The organism is Alkalicoccobacillus plakortidis (assembly GCF_023703085.1).
Taxonomy (GTDB): Bacteria; Bacillota; Bacilli; order Bacillales; family Bacillaceae_D; genus Alkalicoccobacillus; species Alkalicoccobacillus plakortidis.
The window spans coordinates 1-15155 of sequence record NZ_JAMQJY010000001.1 but is presented as its reverse complement, the minus strand read 5'-3'; the positions used below and the strand labels follow the sequence as shown (position 1 = coordinate 15155).

The window sequence follows — 15155 nt, the reverse complement described above, 5'->3', positions numbered from 1 at the left end:
TGTTTAATGAATAACATGCAAAAAGAGAGCTCCCACCTAGATAGCGTAGCCCTCTTTTCATGTGTTATTTCTCCTCAAATTGACCTTTGTAAGCATATGTCTCGTCATAGATCTTAATGTGGGTAATGTTAATCTTTTGAATAACGACACACTCTCCATTTTCGTGTCTAAACTGAATAAAATCACCATGAGCCATCTTACTAGCCAAAAATTGATTAGCTTCATCCATATTACCTTTCCTATGCTCCGATTCGAACACAGGTTCATTTCCTCCAGTTACGTAAATCTCATATGAATATCCTGCCATCACTTCACCCCCTGCCACCTTATTCGACAGCCAAAGTCATTTCCCTGCTAAATATTCATCCAGGTAAACAGTGTTATCTGTCCTACATGTCTTAACTGAACACTTATCAGTCTGCCTGTTAAAACCTTCGTATTCTTATAAAATTAAATAATTAGATACGTTTACGTGATCTACTATTACAGCATCCACATTAGAAAGTGACATAAAAGTTACATTGAACCAATATATTCCTGAAAAAAGAGAGCAACCCTATAGGATAGCTCTTACACTAAAATTTATTTTGTTAATAAATCATGAATCTCATCTAGATTAGATTGATAATCGTCTTTTAATTTTGATGGCCAACTGCCTTTATATTCTAAATCAAACAAGTCCTTATTCTCTTTTCTAACTTTTAAAACTCTATGGCCATAAGGGTTTATACCGTAGTAAATCTCATCAATTCCTAATAAAGATTGATGAGTCACTACAAGTTCATATTCCTTAGATACCAACAAAGTTATTAACCATTTTTCATTAAAGAAATATAATGTATGACTTGTTACCTCTCCTTGTAGATTAACTGGAAAAAACAAAAAGTCACTTAAAATTTCCTTCTGTTTTAACAATCTCTTTTTTAACACTTTAAATTCATTAGTTGCTATATAATCATCATCTTTATAAAACCAATTAAAATATGCATTAAAACTTAATTCCTCCATCTTCCTCACCCCTTAAGATGTTTAATTCGACAAAAGCAGCATATATACCTTTTTTATTAAATATAAGGTATATAAAAAAAGAACTGACCAACATTTGATCAGTTCTTTAAAAAATATTAATTTTCTAGCTCTTGTTCCATCATGCTATGTATGTTGAGTGGAGGTAATATAATTTGGTCAGCACTATTACCCTTACTTGTTAAATCTGAAACTAGTGAACGCAGGTATGGAAAAAGAATGGCGATAGCATTAATTTTATAAAGCCTTTCTTTTTCATCATTTTCAATTTCATTGTCTTCAATAGTAAATAGACCTAAAACATGAGCTTCGACACAAAAGTGTCCCTCATCCTTATCACCTATCAATACTTCTAAGAAAACTCCTGCATCTGTAAGGTTTTCCTTATCTCTATGCTGAATATTCCATTTAAATTGAGGTGTTAAATCATCAGATTCTTCTTCGTCTGTTTCAGGAGGAAAAGGGTTATTAAAATAAAAAGTTTCTAACACAAAATAATTTTCAAAATTTAATGATGCTTTCATAGTTTACGATACCTCTTTATAATCACTTAATGAATACGTACTAAATTCATTTTTGACATGGATAGTTTTATCACTTTTATTAATTTTAATTTTTCCTATCTCAAAAAACCCTTGTTGTCCTAATGCATAATCCCCGGCTTCTTCGATTGAATAGTGTTTTATTGTTCCATCTTCTTTATGAATTTCTAGTCCTGGATTTAATGAATCAAATTCAATCTCAAAACCGTACCTTTCAGCTACTTCTTTTATTTGCTCACGAGTAGGTCTGTTGTTCATTAGTTTTCACTCCCATAGTGAAATTTTTTTCTTTTTTCTTTTGATTGATGCTTAACTTCTTTAACTTCGAATTTCCCTTGTTCGGTTTGTTTAGTTAAAGTTCCATAATTAACAGTTCTTTTATGTTCGATAAGTTGAATATCTGCGCCCTTTAATACTTCGGGATCACGAACACATATCTGAACTCCATTTTGAACAATACCCAATTCTTTAAATAACGAATCTTTATTTGCCTTTTTTTCTCTAGTCTCAATAAAAGTATATTGAATAACTTTAAATTTATTATCAAATAAATCAATTAATGCACACCGATACTTATTACTAGCATCAGCGTGGTCAGAAATCTTAAATGTTATACCTTCATGAACTCTACTCTGTTCGGATTTAAATATCCTTTTACCTGTATCAGTATCTAAGTTAATCATATTCTCACTCATGAGAGTAAAATCACACTTTATTACTTTTCGTCTTAAAGCTTTCCCTTTAATTTTCCTTCTTTTCCGTTCTAGATCCCTTGTTTTTCCAGACCACCAATAAGCTTGATCGTAATCATCTCTATAAAAGTAAATCCCTTGACCTAGCCAATGATTATCTCGGTATTGATAGGTAAATTCTTTTGTAAGTAAAATTCTTTTTGAGTAATAATCAATTGTGCCGTGGAACCCGTTTATTTTCACTTCATAACTGACCGACATACATATATACACACTTCCCAAAAATTATATTACAGCTGTGTTACAATCACTTACTATAACTATTCTACATAAACTATCTAAAACCTTCAAATATATTCTATTTTTTTTAATTAAGTCGCTTCAATATATACTAATACATTGAAGCCATTTAACTAACATATTAATTCTCGCTTCACCAGGAGTAAGCCTCTGCTACGAGAACATGCCAATGACGAATTAGATAGGACCCATTTCACCTATCATGCCCGCGCATTCTTCAGACGCAATAAATGCTAAGCTCCTGTCAGCCTCCTGGTCAGCTACTGACGATCACCACTATTCTGTAAGAACCCCGGTACGCCATTGATAATGGAGAAAGGCGTATCTCCTAATATATCAATAGCTTACCGATTATATTCAATTAATTAGTCCCCCAAATTATCCCCTGTTTTGTCTGTTTTTTCTCGGTGTTTTTAGAGCATTCCTAGAGATGTGGCTATCGTCATAAGTGCCGAGCCTTTAATCTTGTAATATGAATCCTTCTTTAATCCTAAATCAAGATAAATATCCAAATCTGTCTCGTTGTGAGGAGATAGATATTTCTTTTCAATAATACTTCGCTCTAATTCATCCAGACTGATGTTTAGACACCTTTCTACTTGCGTGACTCGTAATTCGTCTATCTTTTCAATATCTTTAGAACCGATTGGCTTAAACGATTTAAAAAGGACAACCCCGTATTCCTTTTGCTCTTTCCTATTATCAAATTTAACTTTTAATGAGCGGTACTTACGCAGCTCACGAATAACTTCTTTCTTAACCTCCTTCTCGTTGACCTCTGGTAAAAATGTCATTTGAACTGCACTCATAATTTCCCCTCCCTTATTTTCTTCGAATTGCTCCGCCACAGCGGGAATAAATATCTCGACCCGTACCCATTAAGTCTCTAAGCAGGCAGTTTTTTAATGGCCATACCTTGCTGATCACAACAGACTATTAATTGGTCTTGAAATTCTTTCATGATCATTCTCCTCTGTTGCAAAAATTAATGTATTCTTGTAGATTGGTTGCATTTCATATTAGAGGTCTGAAAATCAGAAAAGGACACCAAGAGAATGCAGTTGACTGCAATCTATTAGTGTCCTCCGTTTTTCGGTAAGACTTTTTTGGATTTTATTGAAACTTTATGCAATATAAGCCGTAATAAAGTATATGATCTTGTTAAAACTTAATAAGGAGGCAATTTATGAATGAGAACGTGTACTATGCACCTGTTATAAGATGGAAGAAAGGCGAACAAATCGCATTGAAGAAGCTAAATTCCAACATTAAAGAAAGAATTATTCCACTTTTCGAAATTCCACCAATTGATTGGGATTTTGAAAAAGGACGTCCTCAAAAATCAATTGAAGAACACTTAGTTAAAATTCCAGCGCAAATTAAAGATGTATGGTCTGCTAACCAAAAATTTATGCTCGATTTAACACATCTCTGCATTGACGATGATGAAACAATGAAATCCGGCCTACACCCATTAGAACATGTCATTAATGATTTAACGCTTAATGAACTTCCAGTGACACCTGTATTAAGTTCAAAAAATGGAAGTAATTACGAGAATGCAATTTTTAAAGTCGTAGATGAATCTATACGCCGATTAGCCATTAGAATTTACCCCTCTGATTTAAAGAGAATTGATGAACTTATTACAAGTTATTTAAATAAAACAAGACTCTCTCCTGAAAACATAGATATTATTTTAGATTATGGTTATATCAGAGATAAAGAAATTGTTCAAATCACTAATGAGATTGCAGGGGCAATAACAATAATTCCGTTTTTAAACGAGTGGAACTCATTTTCATTAATTACAACTTCGATACCTGAGGATCTTTCCGAAATAAAAACTGGTGAAACCGGAACGCTAAATAGATGTGAATGGACCATTTATAAAAGTATTATCAAAAGAAACCTTACTCGGCACCCTAATTTCGGAGATTACAATATACAAAATCCCGAGTACAAGCAGCTAAACCCTAAATTCATTCAGCAAGCTGCTGCTATAAGATACACTACTTGTGAAAATTACTTAATCGTCCGTGGTTACTCTGTGAGATCTGAAAAACACGGAAAGTGGAAACAAATGCAAGGATTAAGCGAGCAAATTGTAAATCATGATGATTACTCTGGTCCCAACTATTCGTTTGGAGATGAATACATTTACAAATGTCACCTTGGTGAAGTTGGAACAGGGAATGCAATGACTTGGAGAACTATTGGTACAAACCATCACTTAACACTTGTTATTAAAGAACTTTCCAATTTTCACGGCTTTTCAATTTAAGGTTAATTGATCTCTTAATTTCTTTAACCTCAATTGTTGAACAAATCCTTGAGTATAAAACGTTTCTTGGCTTACTAACATAACCTTTGTGTAAGCCTTCTTTTTTTAGTAAATCTAAAGCTTCATCTTTCCACAAAAGATGTGTTAATGAATATGGATCCACATCTTTATTTAGACGTCCTTTTCTAACTTGTTTTAAAATTAGAGAATCGTTTTTTTTAGAAACAAGTATAATTCCCCACCATTTAGGTATTAAGTTTCTAACTTCATTTAAATAGTTTTTTTGAACTACAATTGTCATCCTATCAAAAATTAGGTTATAGTCTTTGATTTGTCTTGGTAATCTAGTGAGTGTATCACTTTCACTCTTTATCTCGTATCCATGTAAAATACCATTAATAACTGCTACGTCTATTCTAGATTGACCGTGAAGTACGCCCATTTCATCTACAATTTTTGTATCAGTTTCATGCTCATGTACATCATTCAAATAGGAATGAAGTGCTTCTCTAATATTTGCATCTTTTATTTTCATAAGATATACCAACTCACTATAAATTTCTTTTTAGATAATACCACAAATAACTTAGACAAAAAAATACTAATTCCTGCATTTATTTGATTCTTAATCTTTCAGTTTTAATTACATCTAAGACCCTTCCATCTTTCCATATGGTTGTAAATTCCCCAAATCCTGAACACGGTGGTTCTATTATAGACCTTTGACCATCTTTTATTATAATTATACAATTATCAGTTTCCTTCATAATTAGCCCTCCCAATATGTTATAATTGCGTTGTCGGGCGCTCTGAGAAGGGCGTTTTTTTATTTATTTGGGGTATTCAATTTCCCCTCTGTATTATCTATTGTATCTATCAGCAAGATCGCTATATCTGCTTTATGATATCCTTTGCCGGCTAAGAGCTTGCCGGTCATATTAATGATCTCTTTATCGCTTTTACTAATATCCATATATTGCTTTGCCATTGTTCCTCCTAAAATAAACTCATTTGCTCCCAATCCTCTGCAGGAAGTTCCTCTATATCCATAAACTCTTCTTCAATCAGTCCGATAGCATCACTTTCTATCAGTTCATAATCTCTAAAATAATTACTGGACAATATAGCTCTGAAACTAGTGCATTCCGGATCCTCAAAGACAGAAACCTGGTGGCGATGTCTTGGATGTTTGCGGACGAAATAACTTTGATCAATCATGTGTTTCGCTCCTGGCATATTAACCCACGTGAGATATGCTTTATACACTTGTCCAGACTCTAACTCCCAATTAAGCTCAGGAGGCTCAAGAGGAAGCACAGGAGCATCCTCAAACACCTTTTCAAATAACGACTTACGATAACAACCGAAATGAGCGGAAGGATTATCAAATTTGCTGATATACGCATGTTCGGATCCGTTAGGGTACAGAAAGTAAACATTTCCTTCGGTAAGAGTGGTGGTCTCTCCTACATCAATGCATTGGACTTTCAAGATTTATCACCCTCTAACGCATCTTCATGATCTTTTACAGCTTTCAGAAACAACCTGGCCACTATCCTAAAAAGTAACCATCCGATGTATTTCATGATTCACGCTCATGCAGCTGATCCACGATCGCTAGATAATCCAAAGACAACCTGCCGCGCACAACTTCATAGGCGTAAATATCAAAATCTGCAAGGGGTATGCTCTTATGCCCTCCAACCTTAGCTTTGGTGTAGTAAAGATTGATAAAAGATACTGGGCAATAAAATATCTTTCTAACTTTGCTAAATTCAATTAGGACGAAAGCGACCGCTCCATGCTTCTCTGCATTGATTAGGTACTCCAACTGGTGATCCTTCAATAGTTTTAAAGTGAAACGTGACTCTAGAGTGCTCTTTGCTTCAAATATAATCGATTTCCCACGGTACGTGCCGTCATAGTCAACCGTAGATTTTTCTGCAAAATAAGCTTTGCTAATCTTACGTCCATTTACTTGCTGTACCGTTACTGGCGTGGCTCTTTTATTAATCAATGCAATGCCTTGATTTGCATACTGCAGGTTAATAATATTTAATAGATTCTCAAACGCTTGACCCGTATTAGGCTTGAAATGTTTTACTCGAGTCATACGACCTTCCCTCTCTTAAGCGCAGCTAGAACATCCTCATATGCTCTACGTTGCCCTTTGATATAAGCCACTCCAGCGTCACGGCCTTTCTTTTCTGCCGCATCAAAGCTCTTTTCCACAAAACCTAGTTGCTCTTGAACGTAGGTGATGAGCTCCTTACGCATAAAGCAGATTCGCCTTTATTAATCTAAGTGCAGCTTGTTCATTTGGAACGGGGGTATCATGACCATCCATTTTGACTACAAAGCCAGAGGTAGATCGATGAATTAATCCCACAAGCACATCATTAACAGAAACCTCTGTATGATTAAGACCATGTTTAATTTCTAATGCCATTACGTTCACTCTCTTCAGTTGAATTTTTATGTAACAGATCGATAAGATCAGGTTCGTGGTTTGCTTTTTTTGCACAAGCAGCACCATATCCCCTGCGCATACTTTCCACTGTTCTTAATCTCCTGTTACATCTCAAACAATGCGTATACTCTTTCTGGTATATGAGCTGTCCTCTCTGATGCATTTATGACGTATTTACGCTAATCGATCATTATGCCGGCGATCCAAATTCACGAATTTACCGTATTCTTTTATGAATGCAGCTTCTGCGGTACCAATAGGACCATTTCGTTGCTTGGCTAGTATGATTTCAATAATGTTTTGATTCTCTGATTCCTTATCGTAGTAGTCATCACGGTAGAGAAACGCAACCACATCTGCGTCCTGCTCGATACTTCCTGACTCTCGAATATCGGACATCATCGGTCGCTTGTCTTGTCGTTGTTCAACACCACGAGAAAGCTGAGACAGAGCGATGATAGGCATGTCCAATTCTCTAGCTAATTGCTTTAAGGATCTTGATATTTCAGAAACTTGCTCTTGCCGATTGGTTCCGCCCCTAGACGCTATCAACTGCAGGTAATCTATAATGACCAAGTGCTCTTGATTCGGGTACTTTCGTTTAATCTGACGCATCTTGGAACGAATTTCTTGAACGGTAATGCCTGCATCATCGACTATTTCAAAATCCCACTTTTCTAGCAGACCAATCGCATTAATGGCTTTCTCATAATCATTTGATGTAAATAGTTTGCTAGGGTTACGCCACTTATGGCCGTCTATATGACCTGCAGCACTGAGCCATCTATTGACTAATTGTTCTGCCGGCATCTCCAGTGAAAAAACAGTGGTCACACCTTTATTTGAGCAGTGATTGCCACCCATATTAAGCGCAAAAGCCGTTTTACCTACAGATGGCCTTGCTGCCACTATGATTAGGTCTGACCGTTGCCATCCACCTGTCATGCGGTCTAAATCAACAATTCCACTTTGGGCACCAGTGATCTCTTGCTCCTCTGAATGAAGCTTTTCAACCACACTTTGCAAGATTTCTTTCTTAGTTTTGGATAGTTTAGAAGTGGCAGTATCTTTGATATCCTGTAAGCTTTTAATTAATTCGTCTATAGCGTCGTCTGAGCCTGATTCCTCGGTGAAGGCATATGCGCTATTGCGAGCTTTTCGCACTCTATAGTCTGCCTGGACAACCGCTTCATGTTGCTTGAAATTTGCTGTAGTCGCTACCGCATTGGCTAGTTCAGCAAAATACGGAACACCGCCCACTTCCTGCAACTGTTCATCTCCTAGCTCAGTTGCTAAAGCGACCATATCTATGGCCTTACCTTCATCATCCAATTTCCGCATGGTTTCAAATATTTTCTGATGCCTTGTGGCTTGAAATTCTTCTGGAACTAGTACACTTTCTTTGATTAAATCCGGTTTATATAAAATTGATCCAAGAACTGCTTCCGCTGCGTTTGGCGCTCTAAAATTCTGATCATTCATCGCTGTCATCCTTACGCATAAACTGTTCAAGTCTAGCCTTTAATACTTGACGTTGCTCCGGTGTGGGTGGATTTTTCTCTGCTTCACGCTCAAAAGATTTTATTTTTTCCTGAGTCTGATCCACTTGCTTCGGGTAAGCTGCTATTTCGGGCATGGTTGGAGCGAATGGCTTCGAGGCAATATGCTCATAGAGGTTATCCAGAACGCCTTGATAGTCCATTTTTTTTAAAACTGGAACCAATGCTTTTAACTTGGTCTCAGTTAACTCCCATCTTGGATAAACCTCACTGATCATTTGCAAAATTTCTGATGCCTGTTCACTTTCCATTAGCCAAACTCTCCCCTCCTAACTCTCTCAAGCAAGGATTCTACTTTTGTATTTTTTTCTGCACCTTCACGAGTTCTGAACGGTACAGTATTATTTCTTTTCTGCTTTTTTGATTCTTCGTAAGCTCGTACCTGATCGATTGAAGTCAACTGTTGGCTGGACCACTCTTTCAAGATCGTCTCGATGTAACTAAACGAACGTGCGCCTTTCTGTAATCCAAGTTTCATACCAGCTAGTACAATTTCTTCTGAGAGATCGTCGATCCACTGAAAAATAGAATCGGTGATAAATGAGCTTGGTATTCCGAAATTAGATTCATAGAATTTGTAGGCATTCTCTGCCGGCTCTTTTGCTTCTTCTTTTTTTATACTCTCTTCTTCTCTAGTCTTATCTAAGAATGCGGCAATGTTGTCGGCAATGTTGTCGGCACTCTTGTCGGAAGTGTTGTCGGCAATACTGTCGGCAATATTGTCAGCAATGGTTGCCGACAAGCTAATCATTTTATAAATAGCTGATTGATTTCCTTTACGTGATTGGAAGTCAATATAGCCTTTTGTTTTTAATTCATTCCTGGCATTAGAGATCATCCGTTCTTTTAATCCACTCTTGAGAGCAAGCACTGAAATCGGTGCTGAGAAATTCTCCTTCCATCCGCATTTATTATTGGTTTGCATAAGTGCATGCCAGAGTAATATGGCGGACTTCGAAAGTGAATCGGTCTCCAACCGATCATAGAAAGCATTGATCTCTGATAGATATTTCATAAATGACCCCTCCTTTCACAGAGAGCATAGCGTCCCTCTACTCGTAATACTTTGTATTCAGGTCTACCAGTTCTCACAAACTTCACGACCTCTGTTTTAAAGCCTTCAGGATCAACCTTGTACATTTGAATCAACCAATTGGGTAGTAACACTTTGTAAGGAACCTTCATACGGCCTCCTTAAGCGATATAGACAGCTTTACCTGTCAGCTGCATAATCTCTTTTTTGAATTGAGCCTCATTACTATTACTGTCACTTAAATGGAGCAACCAAATCTCTTCAAGCCTGCTAAGATCATTGGCTTTAAAGAACTCTTTGACGTTCTCTAAGCTAAAATGTGAACGTAATAGCCTACCTTTCATCACGGACGGTGTTCTGCCGGCTAAGATATTATCGTTTAGCACTGACATCGAATAATTGCACTCCACCATGATGTGTGTGAGGTCTTTAAAGCGATATTTGATGTAATAGGTATCTGTGGCGAATAAGAGCTTGTCACCGGCTTTGTTGGCTAATAAGAAGCCATACGGTTCAGAAACGTCATGCTGTACATCAAAGGGTAAAATACGCCATGTCCCTATCTGAAATGGCTCTTTGTTTTTGACACGTTTTAATCGATGGTGATGAATATTTAATGCACTAGCCGTTCCAGAAGACATATAGCAATCAATGCCGGCACGCATGACATCTTTTAATGATTTACAATGGTCTCCGTGTTCATGAGTGACGAGACAACCTGCGACGTCTGACATTTTGAACTGAACGCCTTTCTGAATATCCTTGTATCGAATACCACACTCCAACAGCAAGGTAGTGCTGCCATCGCTTATGCGATAGCAGTTACCAGCTGATCCTGAGCCAAGCACCTGTATATCAATCAAAACGGTGGCTCATCATTAGCAGGAGTTGTTTTCACCGGTTCTTTTTCAGATTGTGACTCTTCTTTTACTTCTTCCTGTGACTCATATTGTTCAGTCTCTGGTTGATCAGTGTAAGAATTAGTTGTTGAATCTTCATAATCAACATCTATAATTTCATCATTAGCATTGTCAGTAATCTCCTGACGAGCAGAAGCAAATCCCTCATCTACAGAGGCTTCATAATTCATCTCTACAAAAGCATTTCCAAAATCTTTAGGTATGCGCTTTGTTACGTTATTTCTCATCTTCCGGATAAGCATGGACTCTCTACTTTGAGGGTCCTTCCAAGCAGGACTGATCCACTTGGCAAACTCTTCTTCATCAAGGGCAGCTAATCCCACAGCCTTTACTTTAGATAAAACCTCTGATTTCTTTTTGGCGATCTTCTTCTTTTCATCAAATGTTGCTTTAAAGCGATTTTGAGCTATGCCAAATGTTTCATTCATCATATTGTTATTGATGTGAGCTACAAGGTTCTTGATTACATCCTCGCGCTCAGAAATATGATATTCGACTGTGTTATTTTTTTTGATAACAGGATATACAACCCTTACGACTTCGCCCTTTCCAGTTGGAGACCACGTGGGTGGCTCCAGCTTTAATCCCCTAAATGAAGGATAAGTAAAGGCATCTTCTGAACGTACCAACCAAATTTGTGCGACAGATTGAACATCTCGTCCAAAGTTAGAGAGGATAGCATCATTTCCATCTCCCTCTATCCCCATTTCAATTTGCTTTTTCCAAACGACATCGTCCGTGCCTTGCTTCTTCACAGATACATTTCTTGTTTGGAAGTAAACCTCTCTTGGACTTGCAGCTGCATTTAGCTTGAGAGAAGCAACTGAGATAAGAATTTGTGTAATGTTGTTCTTATCTAAATCCGCATCATTCCAAGTAATCCCTTTTGAATCTAAAACGTTATTAATAGATGATATTGCGGTCAAAACACATTGCTTTGAGTAATTATCCATCTTGATTCCGTTACCAGTAAGCTGTTTTTCGATCATGGGAAAGAATGAATCATTGACCTTTGTTAATGCTGTTGAAAATGTACTTTCAGTCATTTTATACAGCCTCCTTAATGGCTTTTTTGCCACCGATAGTTAAGTTAGGGTGATCGGCAGATACTTCTAAAGCAATAACCTGAGAACCTACTTTTATTAGCTTTGTTACGGATTCACTGTTATCAATAAAGATTGGTGCAGAGAAGCCATAGTGAGCAGACAAAGTGTTAATAATATCTAGGCCTACGTTGATTCGAGCTGCGTCATTAAGGTTTGACCCATAAGGCACGCCTTTGTATAACGTTTCGCACGTTTCTGTTAAACCGCCGTTAATCTGTGAATCAAATAACTTGAATCTTGCGTATTGAAAGTGTGAGTTGATTCTTTCCTCGAAAAGCTGAACCTTTGTACGAATGAACTCCTCTGTAAGGAATAGTTGTCGCTCTAACTCCTCATAATGAGCAGCTAGCTTTTTCTCTTCTGCTTCAAGTTCAGCAATACGGGTTTGGCTATTCTCAATTAATGTAAATTTTGATTGATCGGCTTCTAAATCTTTGATTTCACTCTTGAATTTTTGGATCTCAGAAAGAACTTTTTCAATTGCTCCAGCTGATGATTGTTTTAATTCATTAATCTCAGCTTGTTTTTCTTCCGCTTTCTTTGATTGCTCCTGATATTCGGTGTTTTCATTAGGGTCCGGAATACTTTTTTGTTCCGTTTGATACCTTACTTGAACCTCAATTAATTGTTCTTTAGCATCTTGCCAATTTTGTTCAATCTCGGCAATTTCAGATTCAAGCTTTTCTATTGCTTGGTTACTTTCTTCAATCGTTACTTTTTTTCGTTTCCCATCACTTGAAATGGATTCAAGCTTCTCTGCCTTCTTTAAGTTAAATGCCGATAACGCTCGTTCATTGACAGCAGCTACTTCATCCTCAGGAAGCTCTTGCTTGCATGTAGGGCATTCTGTTTCGGCTTCATGCTCAAAAGCACATTGATTTTCTTTGGTCCACAAATCCCGTAAAGCATCTGCTTGTTTAGTTAATGTATTTACTGTTTCCTCATGGGAAGCGAGAAGTCGTTTTTTGCTGTTAAGGCTTTGTTCTAAAGCATCTGTATCACCTTGTTTTTGACCAACTTCACGTCTTGTTTTCATAACCTCGTCATGAGCAGATGCCTGCAGACGATTTTTAATATCTATTAAGCTACCTTGTATAAGCCGAAGCTCATTCTCTTTAGTAGAAACCTCACTGCCATTTCTTAAACGTGAGTGCTCATCCTCTTTTTCCTGCAACTGTGACTGAAGGAATTTAATCTCTTGGGCAATGAGTGATTCATCTAAGCCAGAAACATCGGGAAGTGACCTTTGAACTTCATCAATGCGGACAGGTAACGTATCAAGCTGTGCATTTACACCTGCTTTTTGAGAAGTAAGCCATTTACGATGATCCTCAATAGATCGATCGCCTAAGATACTTGGTAATGAAGCGAGCTCTTTGTTAGCTGCCACAACCTCATCATTCGAGATATCACCCCCGACTTGAAGTAGAACGTCTCTACGCTTCTGCCAATGCAATTGCTCATTAAAGTAAGTTGGTGATGTAAGCAGTTTAAAGACATCTTCCTTAATGAGCTCTGCTACTTTTTCATCAAATTCTTTTTTCTTTTTGGGAATTTCATCAATAAAATGGTCTGTAGTGTGGCCAGAGAAAGTGCTCTCTGCACTTCCACGTTTTTTAGTCCACTTTTCGGCATAGACTTTCTTTAAGGTCAGCTTCTTAATCCCATCTATCTCAAATTTAGCTTCTACCTCATGACTCAAACCATGAAGGTGATCTCCTGACTCCGTTAATGTTTTGATATCAAAATCTGTTTTATTTTGACTGTTCTTGTTAAAGAGCAACCAAACGAAAGCATCAAATACACTGGTCTTTCCACTAGCGTTATCTCCATAGACAACAACGTCTTCTCCATTCGCCTCCAAACGAAAACTTTTAATCCCTTTAAAATGAGTGAGTTCAATCGAGAGCAATTTTAATGATTTAGTCATATCCTTTAACCTCCATTTGTGTTTTAACAGCAAGCGCTATATACTAAAGAGACCATTAATTCTTAAGCACTTACCTGAGCTATTCGTGTTCCACCACGAATGGCTTTTTGTTTGACTGCAGCTTCCATACAAACTCGAATGATCATGAATTTACGCTTGTCTGCTAACTCCTCACGCATCTTTTGAATGCGACCTGTTTTCTTATAAAAGTCTGCTGACTCACTCATATGCTTTTCTAACTTCTTAAATTGATCTACATCAATTTGTGTTACAGAATCAAAGCTGAACATGAATTGCTTCATTTGGTTTCACCCCCTCTAATTATTTTAGTGCCACATATTTTGCAGAAATTCGCGCCAGTTGGATGATCAGTATTTCTGCAAGTTGGACATTGATAATCTAATCTAGCCATGGGTATACCTCCTATACAGTTTTCTAAGAACTTGGTGCAGCTGCACCGTGAGACGCACAAGTAGGGGGGCTTGTACACCTCACGGCAAAGCTGAGCTTGCCGTCACAATCAATTATTGATATGATTGTGTTATTGAATTAAGTAAGAACCGAAGCGCTAACTGTTACAGCAGTAAGTGCTTTTTTTAATGGATGATGCTTGTCCTGGTGAGCAATACGAGCTCTTTCCACTCTGTCAGCTAGTTTCCTAAAGGAGAGACAATTCTCTTCTTCACGACACAAAGATAAAAATTTACTGTGTTTTCTAAGTGATTGCGTAATATAGATCATTTCCTCTGAATCAAAATCCTTTTTACCTTCCACGACCTTGTTCAGTATGAGATCAAAACGTTTTTGCTCTGCTGAGTACCTCTTTGGTCTTATATCTTCCATTGCTTCAATGATCATTTGCTGGCCTTTAATATTTAGTTGCAGTCGTTGTTTCATTTCTTACCACGTCCAATCGCTAGATTTATCTCAAATCCATATATGTTCTCATTACCTGTTGTTTTGGCGTACGTTCTAACTGCTTCCTGTATGTCAGATTGAAGTTTTCTGTCTGCACGATCATGTACTAATTTTTCTTCTGCCATATTCTCCATACGCTGCATGATCAGTTCAACATCATCTAAATTTTTTTTAGCTTGTTCCATATCCTCTTTAGCAAATTGGTAAGTTGCAGAAGCCATTGAATTTAATAATTGCCCTTTTAAAGCCATAATTTTTTCACGATCTTTCATTAACACACTCTCAACTAATCCTTTTTTCATAACGATCAACCTCCTGTAATTAATTGCATGGCATTTTGTAAAACCGTCAACCCGTCACCTGCAGCAATATAAG

25 protein-coding genes are annotated in these 15155 nt (G+C 37.1%); 1 reads left to right on the top strand and 24 read right to left on the bottom strand.

The window, feature by feature from the left end:
- Positions 1–64 precede the first annotated feature (64 nt).
- From NDM98_RS00120 to NDM98_RS00095, 6 genes are all read right to left on the bottom strand, one after another.
- Positions 65–307 (bottom strand): hypothetical protein, encoded by a 243-nt coding sequence (locus tag NDM98_RS00120; RefSeq protein WP_251602967.1) that lies wholly within the window; start codon positions 305–307, stop codon positions 65–67.
- A gap of 275 nt (positions 308–582) precedes the next feature.
- The gene (locus NDM98_RS00115) at positions 583–1008 is read right to left on the bottom strand and encodes a hypothetical protein (RefSeq protein WP_251602952.1); all 426 of its coding nucleotides are present in this window, start codon (positions 1006–1008) and stop codon (positions 583–585) included.
- A gap of 116 nt (positions 1009–1124) precedes the next feature.
- Entirely contained in the window at positions 1125–1550 is a 426-nt protein-coding gene (locus NDM98_RS00110; RefSeq protein WP_251602949.1) for a protein-export chaperone SecB, read from the bottom strand.
- 3 nt (positions 1551–1553) lie between these two features.
- Positions 1554–1826, bottom strand: a complete 273-nt coding sequence (locus NDM98_RS00105) for a hypothetical protein (RefSeq protein ID WP_251602946.1) — start codon at positions 1824–1826, stop codon at positions 1554–1556.
- Positions 1826–2521 carry a hypothetical protein gene (locus NDM98_RS00100; protein ID WP_251602943.1) on the bottom strand — a complete coding sequence of 232 codons (696 nt, stop codon included), beginning with the start codon at positions 2519–2521 and terminating at the stop codon, positions 1826–1828. Before NDM98_RS00100 ends, NDM98_RS00105 begins: the two co-directional genes overlap by 1 nt.
- A gap of 452 nt (positions 2522–2973) precedes the next feature.
- Positions 2974–3369: an ArpU family phage packaging/lysis transcriptional regulator gene (locus tag NDM98_RS00095; RefSeq protein ID WP_251602940.1), complete on the bottom strand. Its 396-nt coding sequence runs from the start codon at positions 3367–3369 to the stop codon at positions 2974–2976.
- 377 nt (positions 3370–3746) lie between these two features.
- Between NDM98_RS00095 and NDM98_RS00090 the strand changes: the two genes are divergently transcribed.
- A complete protein-coding gene (locus tag NDM98_RS00090) occupies positions 3747–4844 on the top strand; it encodes a beta family protein (RefSeq protein ID WP_251602937.1) in 1098 nt (365 codons plus the stop codon).
- Here the strand turns inward: NDM98_RS00090 and NDM98_RS00085 are convergent.
- The 18 genes from NDM98_RS00085 to NDM98_RS00005 form a co-directional block, all read right to left on the bottom strand.
- Positions 4807–5379 (bottom strand): sce7726 family protein, encoded by a 573-nt coding sequence (locus NDM98_RS00085; protein ID WP_251602934.1) that lies wholly within the window; start codon positions 5377–5379, stop codon positions 4807–4809. The two genes, NDM98_RS00090 and NDM98_RS00085, sit on opposite strands and share 38 nt — an antisense overlap.
- A gap of 79 nt (positions 5380–5458) precedes the next feature.
- Complete coding sequence (locus NDM98_RS00080; RefSeq protein WP_251602919.1) at positions 5459–5611, bottom strand: DUF3954 domain-containing protein; 153 nt, start codon at positions 5609–5611, stop codon at positions 5459–5461.
- Between the two features lie 59 nt (positions 5612–5670).
- Entirely contained in the window at positions 5671–5832 is a 162-nt protein-coding gene (locus tag NDM98_RS00075; RefSeq protein ID WP_251602916.1) for a hypothetical protein, read from the bottom strand.
- 8 nt (positions 5833–5840) lie between these two features.
- Complete coding sequence (locus NDM98_RS00070; RefSeq protein ID WP_251602914.1) at positions 5841–6335, bottom strand: hypothetical protein; 495 nt, start codon at positions 6333–6335, stop codon at positions 5841–5843.
- 91 nt (positions 6336–6426) lie between these two features.
- Positions 6427–6957, bottom strand: coding sequence for a Holliday junction resolvase RecU (locus NDM98_RS00065; RefSeq protein WP_251602912.1), 531 nt, complete (start codon positions 6955–6957; stop codon positions 6427–6429).
- Positions 6954–7121, bottom strand: coding sequence for a hypothetical protein (locus NDM98_RS00060; RefSeq protein ID WP_251602910.1), 168 nt, complete (start codon positions 7119–7121; stop codon positions 6954–6956). The genes NDM98_RS00065 and NDM98_RS00060 overlap by 4 nt, the downstream gene beginning before the upstream one ends.
- Positions 7114–7293, bottom strand: a complete 180-nt coding sequence (locus tag NDM98_RS00055) for a hypothetical protein (protein ID WP_251602907.1) — start codon at positions 7291–7293, stop codon at positions 7114–7116. Before NDM98_RS00055 ends, NDM98_RS00060 begins: the two co-directional genes overlap by 8 nt.
- Positions 7277–7477, bottom strand: coding sequence for a DUF6011 domain-containing protein (locus NDM98_RS23370; protein ID WP_285803860.1), 201 nt, complete (start codon positions 7475–7477; stop codon positions 7277–7279). The genes NDM98_RS00055 and NDM98_RS23370 overlap by 17 nt, the downstream gene beginning before the upstream one ends.
- 11 nt (positions 7478–7488) lie before the next feature.
- On the bottom strand, positions 7489–8796 hold the full coding sequence (gene dnaB / locus NDM98_RS00050; protein ID WP_251602904.1) for a replicative DNA helicase: 1308 nt from the start codon (positions 8794–8796) through the stop codon (positions 7489–7491).
- Positions 8789–9124 (bottom strand): replicative helicase loader/inhibitor, encoded by a 336-nt coding sequence (locus tag NDM98_RS00045; RefSeq protein ID WP_251602900.1) that lies wholly within the window; start codon positions 9122–9124, stop codon positions 8789–8791. The genes dnaB and NDM98_RS00045 overlap by 8 nt, the downstream gene beginning before the upstream one ends.
- A complete protein-coding gene (locus NDM98_RS00040) occupies positions 9124–9888 on the bottom strand; it encodes a DnaD domain protein (RefSeq protein ID WP_251602897.1) in 765 nt (254 codons plus the stop codon). Before NDM98_RS00040 ends, NDM98_RS00045 begins: the two co-directional genes overlap by 1 nt.
- Positions 9885–10058 (bottom strand): hypothetical protein, encoded by a 174-nt coding sequence (locus tag NDM98_RS00035; RefSeq protein WP_251602894.1) that lies wholly within the window; start codon positions 10056–10058, stop codon positions 9885–9887. Before NDM98_RS00035 ends, NDM98_RS00040 begins: the two co-directional genes overlap by 4 nt.
- A gap of 9 nt (positions 10059–10067) precedes the next feature.
- The gene (locus NDM98_RS00030) at positions 10068–10769 is read right to left on the bottom strand and encodes an MBL fold metallo-hydrolase (protein ID WP_251602891.1); all 702 of its coding nucleotides are present in this window, start codon (positions 10767–10769) and stop codon (positions 10068–10070) included.
- On the bottom strand, positions 10766–11872 hold the full coding sequence (locus NDM98_RS00025; RefSeq protein ID WP_251602888.1) for a hypothetical protein: 1107 nt from the start codon (positions 11870–11872) through the stop codon (positions 10766–10768). Before NDM98_RS00025 ends, NDM98_RS00030 begins: the two co-directional genes overlap by 4 nt.
- Before the next feature lies 1 nt (position 11873).
- Positions 11874–13862 carry a hypothetical protein gene (locus NDM98_RS00020; RefSeq protein WP_251602885.1) on the bottom strand — a complete coding sequence of 663 codons (1989 nt, stop codon included), beginning with the start codon at positions 13860–13862 and terminating at the stop codon, positions 11874–11876.
- Between the two features lie 62 nt (positions 13863–13924).
- Positions 13925–14164 carry a hypothetical protein gene (locus NDM98_RS00015; protein WP_251602882.1) on the bottom strand — a complete coding sequence of 80 codons (240 nt, stop codon included), beginning with the start codon at positions 14162–14164 and terminating at the stop codon, positions 13925–13927.
- A gap of 247 nt (positions 14165–14411) precedes the next feature.
- Positions 14412–14759, bottom strand: coding sequence for a hypothetical protein (locus tag NDM98_RS00010; protein WP_251602880.1), 348 nt, complete (start codon positions 14757–14759; stop codon positions 14412–14414).
- Complete coding sequence (locus NDM98_RS00005; protein WP_251602874.1) at positions 14756–15082, bottom strand: hypothetical protein; 327 nt, start codon at positions 15080–15082, stop codon at positions 14756–14758. The genes NDM98_RS00010 and NDM98_RS00005 overlap by 4 nt, the downstream gene beginning before the upstream one ends.
- Positions 15083–15155: the final 73 nt, after the last annotated feature.

Coding starts and splice junctions, on each gene's coding strand:
- NDM98_RS00120 (WP_251602967.1), bottom strand. CDS start 307: ATGGCAGGATATTCATATGAGATTTACGTAACTGGAGGAAATGAACCT.
- NDM98_RS00115 (WP_251602952.1), bottom strand. CDS start 1,008: ATGGAGGAATTAAGTTTTAATGCATATTTTAATTGGTTTTATAAAGAT.
- NDM98_RS00110 (WP_251602949.1), bottom strand. CDS start 1,550: ATGAAAGCATCATTAAATTTTGAAAATTATTTTGTGTTAGAAACTTTT.
- NDM98_RS00105 (WP_251602946.1), bottom strand. CDS start 1,826: ATGAACAACAGACCTACTCGTGAGCAAATAAAAGAAGTAGCTGAAAGG.
- NDM98_RS00100 (WP_251602943.1), bottom strand. CDS start 2,521: ATGTCGGTCAGTTATGAAGTGAAAATAAACGGGTTCCACGGCACAATT.
- NDM98_RS00095 (WP_251602940.1), bottom strand. CDS start 3,369: ATGAGTGCAGTTCAAATGACATTTTTACCAGAGGTCAACGAGAAGGAG.
- NDM98_RS00090 (WP_251602937.1), top strand. CDS start 3,747: ATGAATGAGAACGTGTACTATGCACCTGTTATAAGATGGAAGAAAGGC.
- NDM98_RS00085 (WP_251602934.1), bottom strand. CDS start 5,379: ATGAAAATAAAAGATGCAAATATTAGAGAAGCACTTCATTCCTATTTG.
- NDM98_RS00080 (WP_251602919.1), bottom strand. CDS start 5,611: ATGAAGGAAACTGATAATTGTATAATTATAATAAAAGATGGTCAAAGG.
- NDM98_RS00075 (WP_251602916.1), bottom strand. CDS start 5,832: ATGGCAAAGCAATATATGGATATTAGTAAAAGCGATAAAGAGATCATT.
- NDM98_RS00065 (WP_251602912.1), bottom strand. CDS start 6,957: ATGACTCGAGTAAAACATTTCAAGCCTAATACGGGTCAAGCGTTTGAG.
- NDM98_RS00060 (WP_251602910.1), bottom strand. CDS start 7,121: ATGCGTAAGGAGCTCATCACCTACGTTCAAGAGCAACTAGGTTTTGTG.
- NDM98_RS00055 (WP_251602907.1), bottom strand. CDS start 7,293: ATGGCATTAGAAATTAAACATGGTCTTAATCATACAGAGGTTTCTGTT.
- NDM98_RS23370 (WP_285803860.1), bottom strand. CDS start 7,477: ATGCATCAGAGAGGACAGCTCATATACCAGAAAGAGTATACGCATTGT.
- dnaB (WP_251602904.1), bottom strand. CDS start 8,796: ATGAATGATCAGAATTTTAGAGCGCCAAACGCAGCGGAAGCAGTTCTT.
- NDM98_RS00045 (WP_251602900.1), bottom strand. CDS start 9,124: ATGGAAAGTGAACAGGCATCAGAAATTTTGCAAATGATCAGTGAGGTT.
- NDM98_RS00040 (WP_251602897.1), bottom strand. CDS start 9,888: ATGAAATATCTATCAGAGATCAATGCTTTCTATGATCGGTTGGAGACC.
- NDM98_RS00035 (WP_251602894.1), bottom strand. CDS start 10,058: ATGAAGGTTCCTTACAAAGTGTTACTACCCAATTGGTTGATTCAAATG.
- NDM98_RS00025 (WP_251602888.1), bottom strand. CDS start 11,872: ATGACTGAAAGTACATTTTCAACAGCATTAACAAAGGTCAATGATTCA.
- NDM98_RS00020 (WP_251602885.1), bottom strand. CDS start 13,862: ATGACTAAATCATTAAAATTGCTCTCGATTGAACTCACTCATTTTAAA.
- NDM98_RS00015 (WP_251602882.1), bottom strand. CDS start 14,164: ATGAAGCAATTCATGTTCAGCTTTGATTCTGTAACACAAATTGATGTA.
- NDM98_RS00010 (WP_251602880.1), bottom strand. CDS start 14,759: ATGAAACAACGACTGCAACTAAATATTAAAGGCCAGCAAATGATCATT.
- NDM98_RS00005 (WP_251602874.1), bottom strand. CDS start 15,082: ATGAAAAAAGGATTAGTTGAGAGTGTGTTAATGAAAGATCGTGAAAAA.